Genomic DNA, 24822 nt, shown 5'->3' with positions numbered 1-24822 from the left:
AATACGGAACCGAGAATCTGATGAGTGACTATAAATCAACCCTGAATTTGCCGGAAACAGGGTTCCCGATGCGCGGCGATCTCGCCAAGCGCGAACCGGGAATGCTGGCGCGTTGGACTGATGATGACCTGTACGGCATCATTCGTGCGGCCAAAAAAGGCAAAAAAACCTTCATTCTGCATGATGGCCCTCCTTATGCGAATGGCAGCATTCATATTGGTCACTCGGTTAACAAGATTCTGAAAGACATTATCGTGAAGTCCAAAGGACTCACGGGCTATGACTCGCCGTACGTTCCGGGCTGGGACTGTCACGGTCTGCCGATCGAGCTGAAAGTAGAGCAGGAATACGGCAAGCCGGGCGAGAAGTTCACCGCTGCTGAGTTCCGCGCCAAGTGCCGTGAATACGCAGCGACCCAGGTTGATGGTCAGCGTAAAGACTTTATCCGTCTTGGCGTACTGGGCGACTGGTCGCATCCGTACCTGACCATGGACTTCAAAACTGAAGCCAACATCATTCGTGCGCTGGGTAAAATCATCGGCAACGGTCACCTGCACAAAGGTGCGAAGCCGGTACACTGGTGCGTTGACTGCCGTTCCGCGCTGGCGGAAGCGGAAGTTGAGTATTATGACAAAACCTCCCCGTCCATCGACGTGGCGTTCCACGCTGCCGATCAGGATGCGGTGAAAGCGAAATTTGGCGTTTCTGACGTCAACGGCCCGATCTCTCTGGTTATCTGGACCACTACCCCGTGGACGTTACCGGCGAACCGCGCAATCTCTCTGGCACCTGATTTTGACTATGCGCTGGTGCAGATTGAAGGCCAGGCTGTGATTCTGGCGAAAGATCTGGTTGAAAGCGTCATGCAGCGTATTGGCGCGGCTGAATACACCATTCTCGGCACCGTGAAAGGCGCTGAGCTGGAACTGCTGCGCTTTACCCATCCGTTTATGGGCTTTGACGTGCCGGCTATCCTTGGCGATCACGTTACGCTGGACGCGGGTACCGGTGCGGTCCATACCGCTGGCGGTCACGGTCCGGATGACTACGTCATCAGCCAGAAATACGGTCTGGAAATCGCTAACCCGGTTGGCCCGGACGGCGCATACCTGGCGGGTACCTATCCGGATCTGGACGGTGTAAACGTTTTTAAAGCCAACGACAAAATCGTTGCGCTGCTGAGCGAAAAAGGCGCGCTGCTGCACGTTGAGAAGATGCAGCACAGCTACCCATGCTGCTGGCGTCACAAGTCACCGATCATCTTCCGTGCGACCCCGCAGTGGTTCGTCAGCATGGATCAGAAAGGCCTGCGCGCGCAGTCGCTGAAAGAGATCAAAGGCGTACAGTGGATCCCGGACTGGGGCCAGGCGCGTATTGAATCGATGGTTGCCAACCGTCCTGACTGGTGTATCTCCCGTCAGCGTACGTGGGGTGTGCCGATGTCTCTGTTTGTTCACAAAGACACCGAAGAGCTGCATCCGCGCGCTATCGAACTGATGGAAGAAGTGGCTAAACGCGTTGAAGTTGACGGCATCCAGGCGTGGTGGGATCTCGATCCGAAAGATATCCTCGGCGACGAAGCTGACCAGTATGTCAAAGTCCCGGATACGCTGGACGTGTGGTTCGACTCCGGTTCAACCCACTCATCCGTCGTGGATGTGCGTCCTGAGTTTGCGGGCCATGCGGCAGATATGTATCTGGAAGGTTCTGACCAGCACCGTGGCTGGTTCATGTCTTCCTTGATGATCTCCACCGCCATGAAAGGCAAAGCACCTTATCGCCAGGTACTGACCCACGGTTTCACCGTTGATGGTCAGGGCCGTAAGATGTCCAAATCTATCGGTAACACCGTTTCTCCGCAGGACGTGATGAACAAACTGGGCGCGGATATTCTGCGTCTGTGGGTTGCTTCTACCGATTACACCGGTGAAATGGCCGTTTCTGACGAAATCCTGAAACGTGCTGCCGACAGCTATCGTCGTATCCGTAACACCGCGCGCTTCCTGCTGGCGAACCTGAACGGGTTCGATCCGGTTAAAGACATGGTGAAACCGGAAGAGATGGTGGTGCTGGATCGTTGGGCGGTAGGTTGTGCGCAAGCGGCGCAGGACGAAATCCTGAAAGCCTATGAAGCCTATGACTTCCACGAAGTGGTACAGCGCCTGATGCGCTTCTGCTCCGTAGAAATGGGTTCGTTCTACCTCGACATCATCAAAGACCGTCAGTATACCGCGAAAGCGGACAGTGTGGCGCGTCGTAGCTGCCAGACTGCGCTGTTCCATATTGCAGAAGCGCTGGTTCGTTGGATGGCGCCGATCATGTCCTTCACCGCCGATGAAATCTGGGGCTACCTGCCGGGCGATCGTGAGAAGTACGTCTTTACCGGTGAATGGTACGAAGGTCTGTTTGGCTTAGGCGAAACCGAAGCGATGAACGATGCCTACTGGGACGAGCTGCTGAAAGTGCGCGGCGAAGTGAACAAGGTTATCGAGCAGGCGCGTGCGGATAAGAAAGTCGGCGGTTCTCTGGAAGCGGCAGTGACCCTGTACGCTGAACCTGAGCTGGCGGCGAAACTGACCGCGCTGGGTGAAGAGTTGCGTTTTGTACTGCTGACCTCTGGTGCGACGGTTGCGGATTATGCGGCTGCTCCTGCTGATGCTCAGCAGAGCGAACTGCTCAAAGGTCTGAAAATCGTACTGAGCAAAGCCGAAGGTGAGAAATGCCCGCGCTGCTGGCATTACACTACCGACGTCGGCCAGGTGGCGGAACATGCAGATATCTGCGGACGCTGTGTCAGCAACATCGCCGGTGATGGCGAACAACGTAAGTTTGCCTGATGAGTAAGCCTCTTTGTTCAACAGGACTACGCTGGCTGTGGCTGGTGGTAGTCGTGCTGATTATCGATTTAGGCAGCAAATACCTGATCCTCCAGAACTTTGCTCTGGGGGATACGGTGTCGCTGTTTCCGTCGCTTAATCTGCACTACGCGCGTAACTATGGTGCGGCGTTTAGCTTCTTAGCTGACAGCGGCGGCTGGCAACGTTGGTTCTTTGCCGGTATCGCTATCGGTATTTGCGTCATCCTGATGGTGATGATGTATCGCTCGAAGGCGACGCAGAAGCTGAACAACATCGCGTATGCGTTAATCATTGGCGGTGCGCTGGGCAACTTGTTCGATCGCCTGTGGCACGGCTTCGTGGTTGATATGATTGACTTTTACGTCGGCGACTGGCATTTCGCGACCTTCAATCTGGCCGATACAGCTATTTGTATCGGGGCGGCATTGATTGTTCTCGAAGGCTTCCTGCCGTCGAAAGAGAAAAAAGCCGCATAAAAAAATGCCGGATGGCGCTATGCTAATCCGGCCTACAATTTACTGCGATCCTTGTAGGCCCGGTAAGCGTAGCGCCACCGGGCAGACAGGCGGCAGCAATTTTAAAGAGCAACCTGCATGTCTAAATCAGTACAGAGTAACAGTGCGGTGCTGGTGCACTTCACCCTTAAGCTCGACGATGGCTCCACCGCAGAGTCAACCCGCAATAACGGCAAGCCTGCGCTGTTTCGCCTGGGCGACGGTTCTCTGTCTGAAGGACTGGAGCAACACCTGCTGGGGCTAAAAGAAGGCGATAAAACCACCTTTGCTCTGGAGCCGGATGCCGCCTTTGGCGTATCAAGTCCGGACTTAATTCAGTATTTCTCGCGTCGGGAATTTATGGACGCGGGCGAGCCAGAAATTGGCGCTATCATGCTCTTTACCGCAATGGACGGCAGTGAGATGCCTGGCGTGATCCGTGAAATCAACGGTGACTCGATCACGGTTGATTTCAACCATCCGCTGGCTGGGCATACCGTTCATTTTGATATTGAAGTGCTGGAAGTCGAACCGGCACTGGAGGCGTAAAATGCAGATCCTGTTGGCCAACCCGCGCGGTTTTTGCGCTGGCGTAGACCGCGCTATCAGCATTGTCGAAAACGCGTTGGCTATTTACGGCGCGCCGATTTATGTCCGTCATGAAGTGGTACATAACCGTTATGTGGTGGATAGCCTGCGCGAGCGCGGCGCTATTTTTATCGAGCAAATCAGCGAAGTGCCGGATGGCGCGATCCTGATTTTCTCCGCTCATGGCGTGTCTCAGGCGGTGCGTAACGAAGCCAAAGGCCGCGACCTCACGGTTTTTGATGCAACCTGTCCGCTAGTCACGAAAGTGCATATGGAAGTTGCCCGCGCCAGCCGTCGTGGCGAAGAATCCATTCTGATTGGTCACGCCGGACACCCGGAAGTTGAAGGCACGATGGGCCAGTACAGCAACCCGCAAGGCGGAATGTATCTGGTTGAATCACCAGATGATGTGCTGAAACTGAATGTGAAAAATGAAGGCAAATTATCCTTCATGACGCAGACCACGCTCTCCGTTGACGATACTTCTGACGTTATTGATGCTCTGCGTCAACGCTTCCCGAAAATTGTCGGACCGCGCAAAGACGATATCTGTTATGCCACCACCAACCGTCAGGAAGCGGTTCGCGCGCTGGCGGAACAGGCTGATGTTGTGCTGGTGGTCGGCTCGAAGAACTCCTCTAACTCCAACCGTCTGGCTGAACTGGCACAGCGAATGGGGAAAGCGGCGTATTTGATTGACGATGCGACCGACATCCAGGAAGCGTGGGTGAAAGAGGCGAAGTGCGTAGGTGTGACGGCCGGAGCCTCGGCGCCGGATATCCTGGTGCAAAATGTGATTGCTCGCCTGCAGGAGCTTGGCGGTGGGGAAGCTATTCCGCTGGAAGGCCGCGAAGAGAACATCGTTTTCGAAGTGCCGAAAGAGCTGCGTGTGGATGTTCGTGAAGTAGAGTAAGTCTTTCCGGTTACAATTATGAGAAGATGCCAGACTTAACGTCTGGCATTTTTTTATGGAGAAACCATGCGCTTACCGATCATTCTTGATACCGATCCCGGCATTGATGATGCCGCCGCCATTGCCGCCGCGCTGTTTGCCCCTGAGCTGGATCTGCAACTGATGACCACGGTAGCAGGCAATGTGTCGGTGGAAAAAACCACCCGTAATGCGTTGCAACTGCTGCACTTCTGGAATGCGGATGTTCCACTGGCGCAGGGAGCATCGATGCCGCTGGTGCGGCCACTGCGTGATGCCGCTTCCGTGCACGGCGAGTCCGGTATGGAAGGGTATGAATTTGTTGAACATGATCGCCAGGCGATGGCAAAACCCGCCTTCCAGGCGATTCGCGATGCGCTGATGCATGCCCCGCAGCCCGTGACGCTGGTGGCAATTGGCCCGCTGACCAACATTGCGCTGCTGCTGACCCATTATCCTGAATGCGTATTCAACATTCACCGTCTGGTGATTATGGGCGGCTCTGCCGGGCGCGGGAACTTCACACCCAACGCCGAGTTTAATATTGCTATCGATCCCGAGGCCGCCGCGAAAGTCTTCCAGAGCGGGCTGGATATTGTGATGTGTGGGCTGGATGTTACTAACCAGGCCATGCTCGCCCCGGACTATCTGGCGACGCTCCCCCAGCTTAACCAGACGGGAAAAATGCTGCACGCGCTGTTTAGCCATTACCGTAGCGGCAGTATGAATACGGGGCTGCGAATGCACGATCTGTGTGCCATTGCCTGGCTGGTGCGTCCGGAACTGTTTACCCTGCAGTCGTGTTTCGTGGCGGTTGAAACCCAGGGCGAATATACCTCGGGTACGACGGTGGTGGACATCGAAGGACGTCTGGGGCATCCAGCAAATGCGCAGGTTGCGTTGGGCCTGAACGTTGAAGGTTTCCAGCAGTGGGTGGCAGAGGTACTGGCGCTGGCCCCTTGATCTCCACGCTTTATAACCCGATGACGCTGCTTATTCCGTGGCGTCATGCCTTTTACTGATATCTCTGCCTGTTTATCATTAAATTCTAATTATCGACGTTTTCGGCTGGCGGCACAGCGTTGCGCTGGTTAATCTGAAAACGATTTACGTAAAATTAACAAAAGAGAATAGCTATGCATGATGCACAAATCCGCGTTGCCATCGCGGGAGCCGGAGGACGCATGGGGCGTCAGTTGATTCAGGCCACTCTCGGCATGGAAGGCGTACAGCTGGGCGCGGCGCTGGAGCGCGAAGGTTCCTCCTTATTAGGAAGCGATGCCGGAGAGTTAGCGGGAGCCGGGAAAACGGGCGTTACCGTACAAAGTAGCCTTGAAGCGGTGAAAGATGATTTCGATGTTTTCATCGATTTTACCCGCCCGGAAGGCACGCTGACGCATCTGGCGTTTTGCCGCCAACACGGTAAAGGGATGGTGATTGGCACCACCGGCTTTGATGACGCGGGTAAACAGGCTATTCGTGATGCCGCGCAGGAGATTGCTATCGTTTTCGCCGCGAACTTTAGCGTCGGCGTGAACGTTATGCTTAAGCTGCTGGAGAAAGCGGCGAAAGTGATGGGCGATTACACCGATATTGAGATTATTGAAGCCCACCACCGCCATAAAGTTGATGCGCCGTCAGGCACTGCGCTGGCGATGGGCGAGGCGATTGCCGGGGCGCTGGATAAAGATCTGAAAGACTGCGCAGTCTATTCGCGTGAAGGTTACACCGGCGAGCGCGTACCGGGCACGATCGGCTTTGCCACGGTGCGGGCGGGGGATATCGTTGGTGAGCATACCGCGATGTTTGCTGATATTGGCGAGCGTATTGAGATCACGCATAAAGCGTCCAGCCGCATGACTTTTGCTAACGGTGCGGTGAGATCGGCAATTTGGCTAAAATCAAAGTCAAATGGTCTTTTTGATATGAAAGATGTGCTTGATTTACGTAATTTATAGCTTTTGCTACCCTTCGTGATGTGGTTGTTGTAATCATAATTAATTGATTACATGGGGCAATATTTTATTGCCCTTTCATTTTTTCGCTTTTTAATGTGTTTTTTCTTTTAAATGAGTGTTTGTATATATTTTGTTGGGTGTTTATGTTATCTCAATGTAAATTTTGACCAAATGGTCCACTTTTTTCTCTCCCGTATTCTGTTTTTACACTCTTTGCCTACCGCAAGCGTTTTCCACCCCGAGTTAGCTGATCTTTTTGCCTGTTAAATCGTGTGATTTATCCCAGTGGCGCAAAATAATAATAAAAATTACCCTTTTGGGTAGACTTTTACGTGGGCTATCTCTAGAATGCCGCCGTTTGCCAGAAATCCATAGGTAAGCAAATTTGCATTGATTCATGAAGTGTTAATGAATTAATATGCAAATAAAGTGAGTGAATATTCTCTGGAGGGTGTTTTGATTAAGTCAGCGCTATTGGTTCTGGAAGACGGAACCCAGTTTCACGGTCGGGCCATAGGGGCAACAGGTTCGGCGGTTGGGGAAGTCGTTTTCAATACTTCAATGACCGGTTATCAAGAAATCCTCACTGATCCTTCCTATTCCCGCCAAATCGTCACTCTTACTTATCCTCATATCGGTAATGTCGGCACCAATGAAGCCGATGCAGAATCTTCACAGGTACATGCGCAAGGCCTGGTCATCCGCGACCTGCCGCTGATTGCCAGCAACTTCCGCGATACCGAAGACCTCTCTTCTTACCTGAAGCGCCATAACATTGTGGCGATTGCTGATATCGATACCCGTAAGCTGACGCGTTTGCTGCGTGAAAAGGGCGCACAGAACGGCTGCATCATCGCGGGCGATAACCCGGATGCGGCGCTGGCACTGGAGAAGGCAAAAGCTTTCCCTGGCCTGAACGGTATGGATCTGGCGAAAGAAGTGACCACCGCGGAGCCTTATAGCTGGACGCAGGGGAGCTGGACGCTGGCGGGTGACCTGCCGGAAGCAAAATCTGCCGATGAACTGCCGTTCCACGTTGTGGCTTACGATTTCGGCGCTAAACGTAACATTCTGCGTATGTTAGCGGACCGCGGCTGCCGCCTGACGGTTGTACCGGCGAAAACCTCAGCAGAAGACGTTCTGAAGATGAATCCGGACGGTATCTTCCTGTCCAACGGCCCTGGCGACCCGGCGCCGTGCGACTATGCGATTACCGCGATTCAGAAATTCCTCGAAACCGATATTCCGGTATTTGGCATCTGCCTCGGCCATCAGCTGTTGGCGCTGGCGAGCGGTGCGAAGACCATTAAGATGAAGTTTGGCCACCACGGCGGTAACCATCCGGTAAAAGATATTGATAACAATACCGTGATGATCACCGCGCAGAACCACGGTTTTGCTGTAGATGAAGCCTCCATGCCTGCCAACCTGCGCGTGACCCACAAGTCACTGTTCGACGGCACCTTGCAGGGGATTCATCGTACCGACAAACCGGCATTCAGCTTCCAGGGGCACCCTGAAGCGAGTCCGGGTCCGCACGACGCTGCACCGCTGTTCGACCACTTTATCGAGTTAATTGAGCAATACCGTCAGTCCGCGAAATAATCAGGAGTAAAAGAGCCATGCCAAAACGTACAGACATAAAAAGTATCCTGATTCTGGGCGCGGGTCCGATTGTTATCGGTCAGGCGTGTGAGTTTGACTATTCCGGTGCACAGGCGTGTAAAGCCCTGCGTGAAGAGGGTTACCGCGTTATTCTGGTGAACTCCAACCCGGCAACCATCATGACCGACCCGGAAATGGCCGATGCCACCTACATCGAGCCAATTCACTGGGAAGTAGTACGCAAAATTATTGAGAAAGAACGTCCGGACGCGGTGCTGCCAACCATGGGCGGTCAGACGGCGCTGAACTGTGCGCTGGAGCTGGAGCGCCAGGGCGTACTGGCTGAATTCGGCGTGACCATGATTGGCGCAACGGCGGATGCCATTGATAAAGCGGAAGACCGTCGTCGCTTCGATATCGCGATGAAGAAGATTGGTCTCGACACCGCGCGTTCAGGTATCGCTCACACCATGGAAGAAGCGCTGGCGGTTGCCGCTGACGTTGGCTTCCCGTGCATTATCCGCCCTAGCTTCACCATGGGTGGCACCGGCGGCGGTATCGCCTACAACCGCGAAGAGTTCGAAGAAATCTGCGAACGCGGTCTGGACCTTTCCCCAACCAACGAGCTGCTGATTGATGAATCGCTGATTGGTTGGAAAGAGTACGAGATGGAAGTGGTGCGTGATAAAAACGACAACTGCATCATCGTCTGCTCCATCGAAAACTTCGACGCGATGGGCATCCATACCGGTGATTCCATCACCGTAGCACCTGCCCAGACGCTGACCGACAAAGAATATCAAATCATGCGTAACGCCTCGATGGCGGTACTGCGTGAAATCGGCGTGGAAACCGGCGGTTCTAACGTCCAGTTTGCGGTAAACCCGAAAAACGGTCGCCTGATTGTCATCGAGATGAACCCGCGCGTATCCCGCTCCTCGGCGCTGGCGTCCAAAGCTACCGGCTTCCCGATTGCGAAAGTCGCCGCCAAGCTAGCCGTAGGTTACACCCTCGACGAACTGATGAACGACATCACCGGCGGCCGTACTCCGGCCTCGTTTGAGCCGTCCATCGACTACGTTGTGACGAAAATTCCACGCTTCAACTTCGAGAAATTCGTAGGTGCTAATGACCGTCTGACCACGCAGATGAAATCTGTTGGTGAAGTGATGGCGATTGGCCGCACCCAGCAGGAATCGCTGCAGAAAGCGCTGCGCGGTCTGGAAGTGGGCGCGACCGGCTTCGACCCGAAAGTCAGCCTGGACGACCCGGAAGCGCTGACCAAAATCCGTCGCGAACTGAAAGACGCTGGCGCTGAGCGTATCTGGTACATCGCCGATGCCTTCCGTGCTGGCCTGTCCGTCGATGGCGTGTTCAACCTGACCAACATCGACCGCTGGTTCCTGGTGCAGATTGAAGAGCTGGTGCGCCTGGAAGAAAAAGTCATTGACCTTGGCATCAACGGCCTCGACGCTGACTTCCTGCGCGTACTGAAGCGCAAAGGCTTCGCTGATGCGCGTCTGGCAAAACTGGCCGGCGTTCGCGAAGCGGAAATCCGCAAACTGCGTGACCAATATAACCTTCACCCGGTCTACAAGCGCGTGGATACCTGTGCGGCGGAATTCGCGACCGACACCGCTTATATGTACTCCACTTATGAAGATGAGTGTGAAGCGAATCCGTCCGTCGACCGCGATAAAATCATGGTGCTGGGTGGTGGTCCAAACCGTATCGGTCAGGGCATTGAGTTCGACTACTGCTGCGTACACGCCTCTCTGGCGCTGCGCGAAGACGGTTACGAGACCATCATGGTCAACTGTAACCCGGAGACTGTCTCTACTGATTACGACACTTCCGACCGCCTGTACTTCGAGCCGGTCACGCTGGAAGACGTACTGGAAATCGTGCGCATTGAGAAGCCGAAAGGCGTCATCGTACAGTACGGCGGCCAGACCCCGCTGAAGCTGGCGCGTGCGCTGGAAGCGGCAGGTGTACCGGTAATCGGCACCAGCCCGGATGCCATCGACCGCGCGGAAGACCGTGAGCGTTTCCAGCAGGCGGTTGACCGTCTGAAGCTGAAGCAACCGGCGAACGCTACCGTAACGGCTATCGAACAGGCTGTTGAGAAGGCGAAAGAGATTGGCTACCCGCTGGTGGTGCGTCCGTCATATGTTCTCGGCGGCCGCGCGATGGAAATTGTCTACGACGAAGCCGACCTGCGTCGCTACTTCCAGACTGCGGTCAGCGTTTCTAACGATGCGCCGGTACTGCTGGACCGTTTCCTTGACGATGCGGTTGAAGTGGACGTGGACGCTATCTGCGACGGCGAAATGGTGCTGATTGGTGGCATCATGGAGCACATCGAACAGGCGGGTGTACACTCCGGTGACTCCGCATGTTCACTGCCAGCGTACACCCTGAGCCAGGAAATTCAGGATGTGATGCGTCAGCAGGTGCAGAAACTGGCCTTCGAACTGCAGGTTCGCGGTCTGATGAACGTTCAGTTTGCGGTGAAGAATAACGAAGTTTACCTGATTGAAGTGAACCCGCGTGCGGCGCGTACCGTTCCGTTCGTCTCCAAGGCAACTGGCGTACCGCTGGCGAAAGTTGCGGCGCGCGTGATGGCCGGGAAAACACTGGCACAGCAGGGCGTAACCAAAGAAGTTATCCCGCCGTACTACTCAGTAAAAGAAGTGGTGCTGCCGTTCAACAAATTCCCGGGCGTTGACCCGCTGTTAGGGCCAGAAATGCGCTCTACCGGGGAAGTGATGGGCGTGGGCCGTACCTTCGCGGAAGCGTTCGCCAAGGCACAGCTGGGCAGCAGCTCCACCATGAAAAAACAGGGGCGTGCGCTGCTCTCCGTTCGCGAAGGCGATAAAGAGCGTGTGGTTGACTTGGCGGCGAAACTGCTGAAGTTTGGTTTTGAGCTGGATGCAACGCACGGCACGGCGATTGTGCTGGGCGAAGCGGGTATCAATCCACGTCTGGTGAACAAGGTGCATGAAGGGCGTCCGCACATTCAGGACCGTATCAAGAATGGCGAGTACACTTACATCATCAACACCACCGAAGGTCGTCAGGCGATTGAAGACTCTAAGCTGATTCGCCGTAGCGCCCTGCAGTACAAAGTGCATTATGACACTACCCTGAACGGCGGTTTCGCGACGGCGATGGCGCTGAATGCCGATGCCACTGAGAAGGTGACCTCGGTGCAGGAAATGCACGCGCAGATCAAAAAGTCATAAACAAAGAGTCCGGTGATAATTGCGTTAACCGGACCTGCAATATAATCTTGAAAGGGTTTCTGTAAAGAAACCCTTTTTTTATCTCTCGTAAGGTCATTCCTGGCCAAATGCAGTTTCATAACCACATTTTCAATGTAATAAGCACGATATTGCTCACACTAATCAACATTCAAGTCGCATACTATCTTTTATATCCACAGTTTTAATATGGCTTAGTTTTTATTAATTTGGACAGGCCGTAGCCAGATTTTTAATTTGTGAAATGGTGTGCTTATGTGTGAAAAATATGTTGAAAGACCGCTTTATTTGTTAATTGCTGACTGGATGATGGCTGAAGATCGTTGGATCACCGCAAAAGAAATTTCCCGCCATTTTGATATTGAACACTGCAAAGCAATTAATACGCTCTCTTATATTCTGTCGGAAGTGGGAGAAATTGTTTGTGAAGTTAAGATGATCCCTAATCAGATTGCAGGCCGGGGCTGCCAGTGCCAGCGTCTGGTAAAAGTCATCAGTATTGATTCTCACCTCTACAACCGATTGAGCCACAATTTGCAGGAAAAAAAGGTGAGTGTGGCGAAAACGCCGCGGCTGTCTGCCGTTCCCCCAACAGAGCTCAACCGTGAGCAGAAATGGCAGATGATGCTCTCCAAGAGTATGCGTCGCTAATTGTCAGTTGCCTGATGGCGGCATAAACGGTGGTTGACGCGTAGGCCGGATAAGCGTGAGCGAATCCGGCATCAATTACTGTGCTGATTTGGGTTTTACGTCCGTCGTGCCTTTCAGGCGCGGCCGGTGTTCTTCGACCCGCGTTAATGGCTGCGTTTCGCGTAAACCTGCCCGGCAGCGGACCGCAAGATCCTGATACTCTTTGGTGTTTAACCGTTTCCAGTGCAGTTCCTGGTCCGTGACTTCACGCAATACGCGAGCGGGTGAGCCCACCAGCATCTGCCTTGCCTCCCCCTGAAATCCGGCTTTGACAAAGCTCATGGCGGCGACAATGCTCTCTTCACCAATCGCTGCGCCGTCCATAATGACGCTGTTCATGCCGATCAGCGCATCTCTGCCCACCACGCAACCGTGCAGGATTGCGCCATGGCCGATATGCCCATTCTCATGCACGATGGTGTCAGTGTCGCAATAACCGTGCATGATGCAGCCATCCTGCAAGTTTGAACCTGCCTCCAGAATCAGGCGACCATAGTCACCACGCAGTGAGGCATGCGGGCCGACGTAGACGCCAGCCCCCACGATTACATCACCAATCAACACGGCGCTGGGATGAACATACGCCTCTGGATGCACTACCGGAATCAGGCCTTCAAAGGCGTAATAGCTCATCGGTTATCAGCGTCCTTTCCACACCGGATCGCGTTTTTCTGCAAACGCCTGCGGTCCTTCAAGCGCATCTTCGGAGTGCAGCACTGACGGATAGTGCTTCAGCACGCCGCTGCGGATGTAGCGGTAGCCTTCTTCCACCGGCATTTCGCTGGTCGCACGATAAATCTCTTTCAGCGCGGCGATCGCCAGCGGGGCGCTATTCACCAGCTGCTGCGCCAGTTCGCGCGCGCTATCCATCAGTTCGCTCTGGCTGACAACGCGGTTGACGATACCCCAACGCAGTGCTTCTTCGGCACTCATTCGTCTGCCGGTCATCACCATTTCGTTGACGATAGCCGGTGGCAGTAGCTTCGGCAGACGCAGAACGCCGCCGCTGTCAGGCACGATCCCGAGCTTGGCTTCCGGTAGCGCGAAGCTGGCATTTTCCGCGCAGACGATAAAATCCGCCGCCAGCGCCAATTCAAAACCACCGCCAAACGCATAGCCGTTTACCGCAGCGATGACCGGTTTATTGAGGTCGAAAATTTCGGTTAAACCGGCAAAGCCGCCTGGGCCAAAATCGGCATCCGGCGCTTCACCTTCAGCTGCCGCTTTTAAGTCCCAGCCCGCAGAAAAGAATTTCTCACCGCCGCCGGTGATTATCGCTACGCGTAATTCCGGGTCATCACGAAAATTAAGAAACGCTTCACCCATGGCAAAACTGGTTTTTGCATCAATGGCATTGGCTTTAGGCCGATCGAGGGTAATTTCCAGAATCGGGCCGTTACGGGTCAGATGTAATGATTCACTCATAGTTCATCTCCAGATAAATAGATTTCCCGGCAGGAGGAATTCCTACCGGGAGGGTTATTTCAGATTTTTTTTGATTATTTTTCCTGAACAATTGCGCGGCAGGTCGGTTCTTATCTCCATAAACGAGGGAACCTTGAATTTCGCCATATTGTTTTCGCAGAAGCTGAAGAACTCGGCTTCGCTTAATGTTTCACCTTCATTAAGGACGATAAACGCTTTAATGGCTTCATCACGGATTGAATCTTTAATACCGACAACCACAATGTCCTGAATTTTCGGATGCGCAGAAATAATATTTTCCAGCTCGACGCAGGAGACATTTTCTCCGCCGCGTTTAATCATGTTGCAGCGTCTGTCGACGAAATAAAAATAGCCATCCGCATCCTGATAGCCCGAATCTCCGGTATGTAACCAGCCTTCAGGTTCCAGCGCTTTGGCGGTAGCCTCCGGCTGGGCATAGTACTCTTTGAAGATTGTTTTGCCCGGCACGCCTTTAATACAGATTTCGCCAATTTCTCCGGCGGGCAGGGGACGGTTGTGATCGTCACGGATTTCGGCTTCATAGCTAAATCCCACGCGGCCAATGGAGGGCCAGCGTCGTTTGTCACCGGGACGGTCGCCGATAATACCGACGATGGTTTCAGTCATACCGTAGGAGGTCAGCAGCCTGACGCCAAAGCGTTCGGTAAAGGCGTCTTTTTCCTGTGCGGATAAATTGAGATAGAACATCACTTCGCGCAGGTGATGCTGTCTGTCGGTTGGCGCGGCAGGTTGTACCATCAGCGTTCTGATCATCATCGGAATGCATTCGGTAACCGTCGCCTTATATCTATGCACCTGATTCCAGAACGCCCTGGCACTGTACTTCTCTAGCAGCACAAAGGTGCTGCCAGCGGAGAATGCGGGCATTGCGGCGGTACACTGACAGTCGATATGAAAAGCGGGCATCACCGTCATGTAGACGTCATCATCGCGCAGAGCGATTTGCCAGGAAGTGTAGTAGCCTGCAAAACGCAGGTTGTAGTGGGTAATCACCACCCCTTTAGGCCGTGAAGTGGTGCCTGAGGTAAACAGAATTTCCGCCGTATCGTCAGTGGATAACGCGGGCGTATAACACAGCGTGGCGGACTGGCGGGATTGCAGTTGGGTAAAGTGGCTCACGCCGTCGTCAACCGGAAGCTGTTCGCCAATCAGACAGATATGATTAAGCGGTGTGGTATTTTCCAGCCGTATCTGGCGGTACATAGGATAAAACTGGGCGCTGGTGACCAGCAGGCTTACCTGGCTGTTTTGCAGGATCCAGGCACTTTCTTCGCCCAGTAAGCGGGCATTAATCGGTACCATAATGGCGCCAATTTTTGCCAGCCCAAACCAGCAAAAAATGAATTCCGGACAGTTATCCAGATGCAATGCGACCTTATCGCCCTTGCGGATCCCTAAGGAATGGAACAGGTTTGCCGTGCGGTTAATCTCTTCATTGAGCGAGGCATAGCTAAACTGCCGAACGACTCCTTCGCAGGATTCGAAAATTAACGCCGTTTTATCTCCGTACACCCCGGCCAGGTCGTCCCACATCTGACGTAAGTTTTGTCCGCCAACGATATCCATATTGCTTTATCCACTGAAATCAGGCGTGAGCGCTAACCAATGAGCGGTCAGCGCGTCGCGTTTATTCCTCAACTCTGGCCAGGCCTTTGCCGACCAGCTCATTTATGTCTGCTTCGCTATAACCAATGTTTTTCAGAATGGCGGCAGTATCCATGCCATGTGACGGCATGCCACGCCAGATTTTCCCCGGGTTGTTTTTAAATTTCGGCATGATGTTTGGCCCTTTGCAGGTGCGGCCATCCATTGTTTGCCACTGAGTAATGGATTCACGGGCAACGTACTGCGGGTTGCCTTCCAGTTCCGGAATGGTCAGCACCTTCGCGCAGGCGATATTCAGCTCAGCAAAACGCGCCTGGACTTCGGCGATGGTGTGTGTTGCCAGCCACGCGTCCAGTTTCTCTTCCACGAGCGGGCCGTAAGGGCATTCCACGCGATGGATAAGCTGGGTGCCTTCCGGGACTTCCGGTGTGCCAAGAATGTGGGCGAGGCCAATATCTTTGAAGCACTCGTTGATTTGCGTGATGCCGACCAGCTCCATGACGATATAGCCATCGGCGCATTTATACAGGCCGCAGCCAGCGTAATACGGGTCTTTGCCTTTGGTCATACGTGGGCAAATTTCGCCGCCGTTGAAGTAATCCATCATGAAATACTGACCCATGCGCAGCATCACCTCGTACATGGCGATATCGATGCTTTCACCTTTACCCGTTTCGCGGACTTTGTGCAGAGCCGCCAGCGCCGCTGTCGTCGCGGTCATCCCGGAGAAGTAATCGGCGGTGTACGGGAAGGCTGGCATTGGCTGATCCACGTCACCGTTTTGGATCAGATAGCCACTGAACGCCTGTGCGATGGTGTTATACGCCGGAAGATTGGTGTACTCCTCGGTACCAAACTGGCCGAAGCCGGAAAGGTGGGCGATAACCAGTTTCGGGTTATGTTCCCACAGCACTTCATCGGTAATACCGCGGCGGGCAAAGGCCGGGCCTTTACTGGCTTCAATGAAAATATCGGTGGTTTCCATCAGCTTCAGAAACGCTTCCCGGCCTTCATCTTTGAAAATATTCAGCGACAGGGCATGCAGATTACGGCGTGAGAGCTGCGGATAGTTAGGTTGCACGCGGATGGTATCGGCCCACGCAACGTTTTCAATCCAGATAACCTCAGCACCCCATTCGGCGAACATCTGTCCGGCGAACGGACCGGCAATTTCGATCCCTGAAAAGACAACGCGTACCCCGGAAAGCGGGCCGAAGGCTGGCATTGGTAAATGATTCATCATTTTTCTCCTGGCATTTTTTTGTAGGCCCGGTAAGCGCAGCGCCACCGGGCATATTGCCGGATGGTGGCGTAAACGCCTTATCCGGCCTACGAAACGAACAAATCAACGGTATTGCTTCAATACCGCACGACCCAACGTCAGGATCTGCATTTCGTCAGAACCACCAGAAACACGGTCAACGCGCAGGTCACGCCAGAAGCGCGTGATGCGATGGTTACCCGCGATACCCACGCCACCCAGCACCTGCATGGCGGTGTCTACCACTTCAAATGCCGCGTTGGCGCAGAAGTATTTGCACATGGCCGCGTCGCCCGAGGTAATAGTGCCGTTATCCGCTTTCCATGCGGCTTCCAGCAGCATGTTTTTCATGGAGTTCAGTTTGATCGCCATGTGCGCGAACTTCTCCTGAATCAGCTGGAAACGGCCGATCGTTTCGCCAAACTGTACGCGTTGGTTGGCATAACGCGCTGCGTCTTCAAAAGCGCACATTGCCGTACCGTAGTTGGTCAGTGCGACGAGGAAGCGTTCATGGTCAAACTCTTCTTTCACACGATTGAAGCCATTACCTTCCCGACCGAACATGTCTTTCTCGTCCAGTTCAACGTCATCAAAGGTGATTTCACAGCAGCTATCCATGCGCAGACCGAGTTTCTCCAGTTTGTTGACCTTGATACCCGCCTTGCTCATGTCAACAAACCACTCGGTATAAACAGGTTTATCCGGCGATGCACCATCTCTCGCCATCACTACGATGTACGGGGTATAGGCGCTACTGGTGATAAAGCACTTACTGCCATTAAGATAAACCTTACCATTTTTGCGTGTATAAGTGGTTTTCAGACTGCCAACATCCGATCCCGCTCCCGGTTCGGTAATTGCAGAGTTCCACATCTGCTTACCTGTTCCCTGGAACGCCATGATTTTATCGATTTGTTCCTGAGTCCCTTCACGCAGGAAGGTGTTAAAACCCCCCGGTAACTGGTACAGCACATAGGTTGGCGCGCCCAGGCGGCCGAGTTCCATCCAGACGGCGGCAACGGTGACAAAACCGGCTTCCAGCCCGCCGTGTTCTTCCGGGATCAACAGGCTATCGATGCCCATATCTGCCAGTGCTTTTACAAAACGCTCAGGGTAGACGCTGTCGCGATCGCACTCGGCAAAATAAGCTTCCCAGTTCTCACTGGCCATCAGTTCACGAATACCGGCGACAAACAGTTCCTGCTCGTCATTTAAGTTGAAATCCATCTTTCAGCCTCTTGATCAATTGGGTTAATAAGAATTACTTGTCTTTCCAGTGCACTTTGGCGTCTTTAATAAAGGACAGCGTCACCATGATGTTGACGAAGAACAGCGGACATCCTCCGGCGATAATTGCGGTCTGAATGGGCTTCAGCCCACCCAGCGCCAGCAGAACGATGCCGATGACGCCGACCAGAACGGACCAACCGATACGCACCAACAGCGGCGGTTCTTCACCATCGCGAACTTCGCGACAGGTGGACATCGCCAGGGTGTAGGAGCAGGCGTTAATTAGCGTGACGGTGGCAATAAAGCAGAGGATAAAGAAGCCCCACATGGTGGCGGTGCTGAATGGCAAGGCGGCCCAGGTTTCGATAATGGCGCGCGCCACGCCGTGTTGTTCAATCAGCTGCGGGATGTTGAGAATGTTTTTATCCATCAGCAGCAGCGTGTTGCTGCCAAGGACTGTCCACAGGATCCAGGTGGAAGCGGTCAGGCCCAGCACCATCCCAAAGCACAGTTCACGTACGGTACGACCACGAGAAATACGCGCCAGGAAGATACTCATCTGGATGGCGTAAATGACCCACCACGCCCAGTAGAAAACAGTCCAGCCCTGCGGGAATCCGCCTTTGCCGATGGCATCGGTATAGAACAGCATGCGCGGCAGATACATCAGCAGCATGCCGACCGAGTCGGTGAAGTAGTTCATGATGAAGCTGGCGCCGCTGACGATAAACACCCAGCCCAGCATCAGGAAGCTCAGGTAGCTACGCACGTCGCTGGCGATTCTGACTCCTTTTTGCAGGCCACAGGCTACGCAAATGGCGTTCAGAATGATCCAGCAGGTAATGATGATGGCGTCGAGTTGCAGCGTATGCGGAATACCGAACAGCCATTGCATACACTCGGTTACCAGCGGCGTCGCCAGACCGAGGCTGGTACCCATCGCGAAGATCAGCGCCACCAGGTAGAAGTTATCAACGATGGTGCCGAACAGCCCTTTCGCATGCTTTTCGCCCACTAACGGTACCAGCGTGGAGCTGGGACGGATGACGTCCATCTTGCGCACAAAGAAGAAATAGGCGAAGGCCACAGAAAGGAAGCTGTAGGTTGCCCACGGCAACGGCCCCCAGTGGAACAGGCTGTACGCCAGACCGATCTCTTTCGCACCCGTGGAATTGGGCTCCAAAGCGAACGGCGGAGTAGAGATATAGTAGTAGATCTCGATGGAACCCCAGAACAGCACCGCGGCGGATGTACAGGAGGCGAACATCATAAAAATCCAGCTGGCGGTACTAAACTCGGGTTTTTCGTCGCCTAATTTCTTTTTGGCATACGGGCCAAAGACTAACCAGAACCATCCGAAGAGCATGACGACCATATACCATTCGAATGCCCAACCCCAGACGTTGGTGACATAACTGAATACCGCATTAATAACGACGTTAGCGGCATCAAGATCTCTTACTGTTAGCCAACAAAGTATCCCAACAATTATTAATGGCGGAAAAAAAACCTTCGGTTCAATTCCCGATTTTCTCTTTTCATTTTTCATAAGTGAATTCCAGTGTGAAAACGAAATTTATTTAGCGTGCCCGTATGTGATCGTTTGTTTATTTATTATTAATGATTTGTTGATGACTTTTTAACCTCTGGGGCGCCTCAGTGAGTAACTCATAATGGGTATTCATTTCCGGCTATTCTGTTATCTTTGTCACACTTTTTTATGCTGGTTATTTTGTCTGGAAATCTAGATAATTTCTTTATTAATCATGATGTTGGCATTGGTTTTTTAACTTTTTTAAGTGACTGGCGTTCAATATTGTTGAACCAGCAGACAATATTGAAAATTTTCATATTTGACGTGATTCTTTCAATATTGGTGAGGCATGTAACACTATTGAAAGTTACGAATTTCAATGTGTGACATTTTCAATATTGGTGATTAAGGTTTTATTTCCGAATTAAAGAGCGTGATATCTGTATTTAACACCGCCGATATAAATACGTTTCCTTCATGATTTCTGGAGATGCAATGAAGATAATTACTTGCTACAAATGCGTACCTGATGAGCAGGATATTGCGATTAATAATGCTGATGGAACACTCGATTTCAGCAAAGCAGATGGCAAAATCAGCCAATATGATCTGAATGCGATCGAAGCGGCTTGCCAGTTAAAACAGCAGGTGGGAGAGGCTCAGGTTGTGGCCATGAGCGTCGGAGGCAAAGCGCTGACCAATGCAAAAGGGCGCAAAGATGTGCTTTCCCGTGGCCCTGATGAACTGATTGTTGTCATTGACGATCAATTTGAACAGGCGCTGCCGCAACAAACTGCCACTGCGCTGGCTGCCGCCGTGCAAAAATCCGGTTTTGATCTGCTTATTTGCGGCGACGGTTCTTCCGATCTTTATGCTCAGCAGGTTGGTCTGCTGGTGGGCGAAATGCTGGACGTGCCGGCGATAAACGGCGTGAGCAAAATCCTCTCTCTTACCGACAGCACTCTGACGGTAGAGCGTGAACTGGAAGATGAAGTTGAAACCCTGAGTATCCCGCTTCCGGCGGTTATCGCGGTCTCTACTGACATCAACACCCCTCAAATCCCTTCCATGAAAGCCATTCTTGGTGCGGCGAAAAAACCGGTTCAGGTTTGGTCACCTGCAGACATTGGGCTGAACAGCGTGCAGGCGTATTCCGCACAACAGGTTGCTGCGCCGAAACAGCGCGAGCGTCAGCGCGTTGTAATTGAAGGTGACGGTGAAGAACAGATTGCCGCGTTTGTCGAGAATCTTCGCAAAATCATTTAATTATCAGGGGATGTTATGAACAAATTTTCCAGTATCTGGGTATTCAGCGATACCCCTTCTCGTCTGCCGGAACTGATGAATGGTGCGCAGGCTTTAGGTGAAAAAGTTAACACGTTTGTGCTCAGCGATGCGGACAGCGCAACGGCATGTCATTTAGGCGCGGATCATGTCTGGCTGCTCAGCGGCAAACCAGAAGACCGTATGGTTGAAGACTACGCCGATGTGATGGCTCAGACCATTCGTCAGCACAGCGAGGGCGGCGCGGTGCTGCTGCCGAATACACGTCGGGGCAAGCTGTTAGCGGCAAAGCTGGGCTTTCGCTTGTCGGCTGCAGTCTCAAATGATGCCAGCGCAGTCGCGGTGCAGGATGGAAAAGCGGTGGTCAAACATATGGTCTACGGTGGCCTGGCGATGGGAGCAGAAACAATCGCTTCACCGTTTGCCGTGATCACTCTCAGTAGCGGAACGTTTGACGCGCAGCAACCGGATACCACCCGCAGCGGCGAGATGCATACCGTACAGTGGCAGGATCCGGCCATTGTCGTGACCCGTACGGCAACTCAGGCGCGTCAGAGCAACAGCGTCGATCTCGACAAAGCCCGTCTGGTGGTCAGCGTGGGACGCGGTATTGGTAGCAAAGAAAATATCTCGCTGGCAGAAGCGCTGTGCCAGACGATTGGCGCTGAGTTGGCCTGTTCCCGTCCGGTGGCGGAAAACGAGAAGTGGATGGAGCATGAACGCTACGTCGGCATCTCCAACCTGATGCTTAAGCCTGAACTGTATCTGGCCGTGGGGATCTCCGGGCAGATCCAACATATGGTCGGTGCCAACGGCGCACAGACGATTTTCGCCATCAACAAAGACAAAAATGCGCCGATTTTCCAGTATGCAGATTATGGCATTGTTGGCGATGCGCTGAAGATCCTGCCTGCGCTGACGGCTGCCTTAGCGCGTTAAACCATTCGGGCAGGATGCGAAGGTATCCTGCCGCTGACAGGAGTACGTATGTCCGAAGATATCTTTGATGCCATCATCGTGGGTGCAGGTCTGGCTGGTTCGGTTGCGGCGCTGGTGCTGGCTCGGGAAGGTGCACAGGTGCTGGTTATCGAGCGCGGCAATTCTGCTGGCGCGAAGAATGTCACCGGTGGGCGCATGTATGCGCATAGCCTGGAGCGCATCATTCCCGGTTTTGCTGAGCAGGCCCCCATTGAACGCATAATCACCCACGAAAAGCTCGCCTTTATGACCGACAAAGGGGCGATGACCATCGACTATTGCAATGGTGAAGAGGCCGCATCGTCGCAGGTTTCTTATTCCGTCTTACGTAGCAAATTTGACGCCTGGCTGATGGAGCAGGCCGAGGAGGCGGGCGCCCAGCTTATCACTGGTATTCGTGTGGATAACGTTGTGCAGCGCGAGGGTAAAGTCGTGGGCGTGGAAGCCGACGGCGATATTCTGGAAGCCAAAGTGGTGATCCTCGCCGACGGGGTGAATTCTCTGCTGGCTGAAAAGCTGGGTATGGCAAAGCGCGTCGAGGCATCGCATGTTGCCGTCGGCGTAAAGGAGCTGATCGAACTGCCAAAATCGGTAATTGAAGATCGTTTCCAGTTACAGGGGAACGAAGGTGCAGCTTGCCTGTTTGCCGGTTCGCCAACTGATGGATTGATGGGTGGTGGCTTTCTCTATACGAATGAAACGACCCTTTCTCTGGGGCTGGTCTGCGGCCTTCATCACCTGAAAGACGCGAAAAAATCGGTCCCGCAAATGCTGGAAGATTTCAAACAGCATCCGGCGGTTGCCCCACTGATCGCCGGTGGCAAGCTGGTGGAATATGCCGCGCACGTGGTACCTGAAGCCGGTATGAATATGCAGCCAGAACTGGTGGGGGACGGTGTGCTGATCGCCGGTGACGCTGCCGGAATGTGTATGAACCTCGGCTTTACCATTCGCGGTATGGATCTCGCCATTTCCGCAGGCGAAGCGGCGGCGAAAACGGTGCTTTCAGCGATGAAGCGCGACGACTTTAGCAAGCAGTCGCTGGGTGAATACCGTCAGCATCTGGACGATGGCCCGATGCGCGATATGCGTATGTACCAGAAGCTTCCTGCTTTTCTTGATAACCCGCGCATGTTTACCGCCTATCCCGAAATGGCGGTCAGTATCGCACGCGACCTGTTCACCGTAGATGGTTCCGCCCCAGTGCCAATGCGTAAAAAAATCCTGCGTCATGCGAAGAAAGTGGGCTTCATCAACCTGATGAAAGATGGCCTGAAAGGAGTGACCGTATTATGACATCTCCCGTCAATGTGGACGTCAAACTGGGCGTCAATAAGTTCAATGTCGATGAAGACAGCCCACATATCATTCTCAAAACCGATCCTGATAAACAGGCGCTGGAAGTGCTGATTAAGGCCTGTCCAGCGGGGCTGTATAAAAAGCAGGACGACGGCAGCGTACGGTTTGATTACGCCGGATGTCTGGAGTGCGGAACGTGCCGTATTCTCGGGCTCGATACAGCGCTGGAAAAGTGGGAATACCCGCGTGGGACATTTGGCGTGGAGTTTCGCTACGGTTAATAAGTACGAGGTTGTGCACCCGTAGGCCGGATAAGACGCGCTAGCGTCGCCATCCGGCAATCATGTGACGCCAGTGCCGGATGGGGGCGTAAACGCCTTATCCGGCCTATAGATGACGCTTTGCCCGTGTTGAAACAGGAAGTCGCTATGCAGCAGCCCAGGAACTTTGATGACATCAAATTTACCTCTATTCACCGCCGGATAATGCTGTGGGGAAGCGGTGGGCCATTTCTGGATGGTTATGTGCTGGTGATGATTGGCGTAGCGCTGGAACAGCTCACGCCAGCATTGAAACTGGACGCACAGTGGATTGGTCTGCTGGGTGCCGGCACGCTCGCTGGTCTGTTTGTGGGGACGTCGCTGTTTGGCTACATTTCCGATAAGGTCGGGCGGCGCAAAATGTTCATCATCGATATTATCGCCATTGGCGTGATATCGGCAGCAACCATGTTTGTTTCCTCGCCCGTTGAGCTGTTGGTGATGCGCGTGCTGATCGGCATTGTGATTGGTGCCGATTATCCGATTGCTACCTCGATGATTACCGAGTTCTCCAATACCCGCCAGCGCGCTTTCTCCATCGGTTTTATCGCCGCGATGTGGTATGTCGGCGCCACCTGTGCCGATCTGGTCGGTTACTGGCTTTATGATGTTGAGGGAGGATGGCGCTGGATGCTGGGCAGCGCGGTGATCCCCTGTATTTTGATCCTGATTGGGCGCTTCGATCTTCCTGAATCGCCGCGCTGGCTGCTGCGTAAAGGTCGGGTGAAAGAGTGTGAAGCGATGATGATCAAACTGTTCGGCGAACCGGTGGTGTTCGACGAAGAAGCACCGCAGGAGACGCGTTTCCTACAGCTGTTTAACCGCCGTCATTTCCCGTTTGTCCTGTTTGTCGCCGCTATCTGGACCTGCCAGGTGATTCCGATGTTCGCCATTTATACCTTTGGTCCGCAGATTGTTGGAATGTTGGGGCTTGGTGCCGGGAAAAGCGCGGCGTTGGGCAATGTGGTGATAAGTCTGTGCTTTATGCTGGGGTGCATTCCGCCCATGTTCTGGCTCAATAGCGCGGGCCGCCGACCGCTATTGATTGGCAGCTTTATTATGATGACGCTGGCGTTGGCTGTGCTGGGGTTAATTCCTGATATGGGGGCGTGGCTGGTGGTGCTGGCGTTTGCCGTGTACGCGTTTTTCTCGGGGGGACCGGGAAACCTGCAGTGGCTATACCCAAACGAACTGTTCCCTACCGACATTCGCGCGTCTGCCGTCGGGGTGATTATGTCCTTAAGCCGCATCGGTACTATTGTTTCAACCTGGGCGCTGCCGGTATTCATCACCAAATACGGTATCAGCAATGTCATGCTGATGGGCGCAGGAATTTCGCTGATTGGCCTGCTTGTGTCCATCGCTTTCGCCCCGGAAACGCGAGGTCTGACGCTGGCGCAAACCAGTCAAATGACGATTCGCAGTAAGCCCGTGACCAGGGCAGGCTATTAGGAGTG

The 24822-nt window shown here is 53.4% G+C and carries 20 protein-coding genes; 14 read left to right on the top strand and 6 right to left on the bottom strand.

Annotated elements, in window-relative coordinates:
• Window positions 1–20 precede the first annotated feature (20 nt).
• From ileS to caiF, 9 genes are all read left to right on the top strand, one after another.
• Window positions 21–2837, top strand: coding sequence for an isoleucine--tRNA ligase (gene ileS, locus GFB57_RS00865; protein ID WP_003018934.1), 2817 nt, complete (start codon window positions 21–23; stop codon window positions 2835–2837).
• Window positions 2837–3334, top strand: a complete 498-nt coding sequence (lspA, locus tag GFB57_RS00860) for a signal peptidase II (protein ID WP_003018932.1) — start codon at window positions 2837–2839, stop codon at window positions 3332–3334. The genes ileS and lspA overlap by 1 nt, the downstream gene beginning before the upstream one ends.
• A gap of 117 nt (window positions 3335–3451) precedes the next feature.
• A complete protein-coding gene (gene fkpB, locus GFB57_RS00855; protein WP_003018929.1) occupies window positions 3452–3901 on the top strand; it encodes an FKBP-type peptidyl-prolyl cis-trans isomerase in 450 nt (149 codons plus the stop codon).
• A gap of 1 nt (window position 3902) precedes the next feature.
• A complete protein-coding gene (gene ispH, locus GFB57_RS00850; protein ID WP_003018925.1) occupies window positions 3903–4853 on the top strand; it encodes a 4-hydroxy-3-methylbut-2-enyl diphosphate reductase in 951 nt (316 codons plus the stop codon).
• 66 nt (window positions 4854–4919) lie between these two features.
• Window positions 4920–5834: a ribonucleoside hydrolase RihC gene (gene rihC / locus GFB57_RS00845; protein ID WP_003018923.1), complete on the top strand. Its 915-nt coding sequence runs from the start codon at window positions 4920–4922 to the stop codon at window positions 5832–5834.
• Window positions 5835–6007: 173 nt separating this feature from the next.
• Window positions 6008–6829, top strand: coding sequence for a 4-hydroxy-tetrahydrodipicolinate reductase (gene dapB, locus GFB57_RS00840; protein WP_003018920.1), 822 nt, complete (start codon window positions 6008–6010; stop codon window positions 6827–6829).
• A 456-nt stretch (window positions 6830–7285) separates the two neighbouring features.
• A complete protein-coding gene (gene carA, locus GFB57_RS00835; protein ID WP_003018918.1) occupies window positions 7286–8434 on the top strand; it encodes a glutamine-hydrolyzing carbamoyl-phosphate synthase small subunit in 1149 nt (382 codons plus the stop codon).
• Between the two features lie 17 nt (window positions 8435–8451).
• A complete protein-coding gene (carB, locus tag GFB57_RS00830) occupies window positions 8452–11679 on the top strand; it encodes a carbamoyl-phosphate synthase large subunit (protein ID WP_003018915.1) in 3228 nt (1075 codons plus the stop codon).
• A gap of 273 nt (window positions 11680–11952) precedes the next feature.
• Window positions 11953–12348 carry a carnitine metabolism transcriptional regulator CaiF gene (gene caiF / locus GFB57_RS00825; protein ID WP_003018912.1) on the top strand — a complete coding sequence of 132 codons (396 nt, stop codon included), beginning with the start codon at window positions 11953–11955 and terminating at the stop codon, window positions 12346–12348.
• 75 nt (window positions 12349–12423) lie between these two features.
• On the opposite strand, the gene caiE is transcribed toward caiF, so the two are convergent.
• From caiE to caiT, 6 genes are all read right to left on the bottom strand, one after another.
• A complete protein-coding gene (gene caiE, locus GFB57_RS00820) occupies window positions 12424–13020 on the bottom strand; it encodes a carnitine operon protein CaiE (protein ID WP_003018909.1) in 597 nt (198 codons plus the stop codon).
• A gap of 6 nt (window positions 13021–13026) precedes the next feature.
• Window positions 13027–13812: a crotonobetainyl-CoA hydratase gene (gene caiD, locus GFB57_RS00815; RefSeq protein ID WP_003018906.1), complete on the bottom strand. Its 786-nt coding sequence runs from the start codon at window positions 13810–13812 to the stop codon at window positions 13027–13029.
• Window positions 13813–13866: 54 nt separating this feature from the next.
• Complete coding sequence (gene caiC, locus GFB57_RS00810; RefSeq protein ID WP_003018904.1) at window positions 13867–15420, bottom strand: crotonobetaine/carnitine-CoA ligase; 1554 nt, start codon at window positions 15418–15420, stop codon at window positions 13867–13869.
• Between the two features lie 61 nt (window positions 15421–15481).
• On the bottom strand, window positions 15482–16699 hold the full coding sequence (gene caiB, locus GFB57_RS00805; RefSeq protein ID WP_003018901.1) for an L-carnitine CoA-transferase: 1218 nt from the start codon (window positions 16697–16699) through the stop codon (window positions 15482–15484).
• A 105-nt stretch (window positions 16700–16804) separates the two neighbouring features.
• On the bottom strand, window positions 16805–17947 hold the full coding sequence (gene caiA, locus GFB57_RS00800; protein WP_003018898.1) for a crotonobetainyl-CoA dehydrogenase: 1143 nt from the start codon (window positions 17945–17947) through the stop codon (window positions 16805–16807).
• A 34-nt stretch (window positions 17948–17981) separates the two neighbouring features.
• A complete protein-coding gene (caiT, locus tag GFB57_RS00795; RefSeq protein ID WP_003018896.1) occupies window positions 17982–19499 on the bottom strand; it encodes an L-carnitine/gamma-butyrobetaine antiporter in 1518 nt (505 codons plus the stop codon).
• A gap of 480 nt (window positions 19500–19979) precedes the next feature.
• Between caiT and GFB57_RS00790 the strand changes: the two genes are divergently transcribed.
• The 5 genes from GFB57_RS00790 (at window position 19980) to GFB57_RS00770 (ending at window position 24817) form a co-directional block, all read left to right on the top strand.
• The gene (locus tag GFB57_RS00790) at window positions 19980–20750 is read left to right on the top strand and encodes an electron transfer flavoprotein FixA (protein WP_003018893.1); all 771 of its coding nucleotides are present in this window, start codon (window positions 19980–19982) and stop codon (window positions 20748–20750) included.
• A gap of 15 nt (window positions 20751–20765) precedes the next feature.
• A complete protein-coding gene (locus GFB57_RS00785; protein WP_003018890.1) occupies window positions 20766–21707 on the top strand; it encodes an electron transfer flavoprotein subunit alpha/FixB family protein in 942 nt (313 codons plus the stop codon).
• 48 nt (window positions 21708–21755) lie between these two features.
• A complete protein-coding gene (locus tag GFB57_RS00780; RefSeq protein ID WP_003018887.1) occupies window positions 21756–23042 on the top strand; it encodes an FAD-dependent oxidoreductase in 1287 nt (428 codons plus the stop codon).
• Complete coding sequence (gene fixX, locus GFB57_RS00775; RefSeq protein ID WP_000203736.1) at window positions 23039–23326, top strand: ferredoxin-like protein FixX; 288 nt, start codon at window positions 23039–23041, stop codon at window positions 23324–23326. The genes GFB57_RS00780 and fixX overlap by 4 nt, the downstream gene beginning before the upstream one ends.
• A gap of 147 nt (window positions 23327–23473) precedes the next feature.
• Entirely contained in the window at window positions 23474–24817 is a 1344-nt protein-coding gene (locus GFB57_RS00770; protein ID WP_003018882.1) for an MFS transporter, read from the top strand.
• Window positions 24818–24822: the final 5 nt, after the last annotated feature.

Source organism: Citrobacter sp. S39 (assembly GCF_009495675.1).
Taxonomy (GTDB): Bacteria; Pseudomonadota; Gammaproteobacteria; order Enterobacterales; family Enterobacteriaceae; genus Citrobacter; species Citrobacter freundii.
The sequence above is the reverse complement of the archived record's forward strand: the minus strand, read 5'-3'. Positions and strand labels throughout refer to the sequence as shown.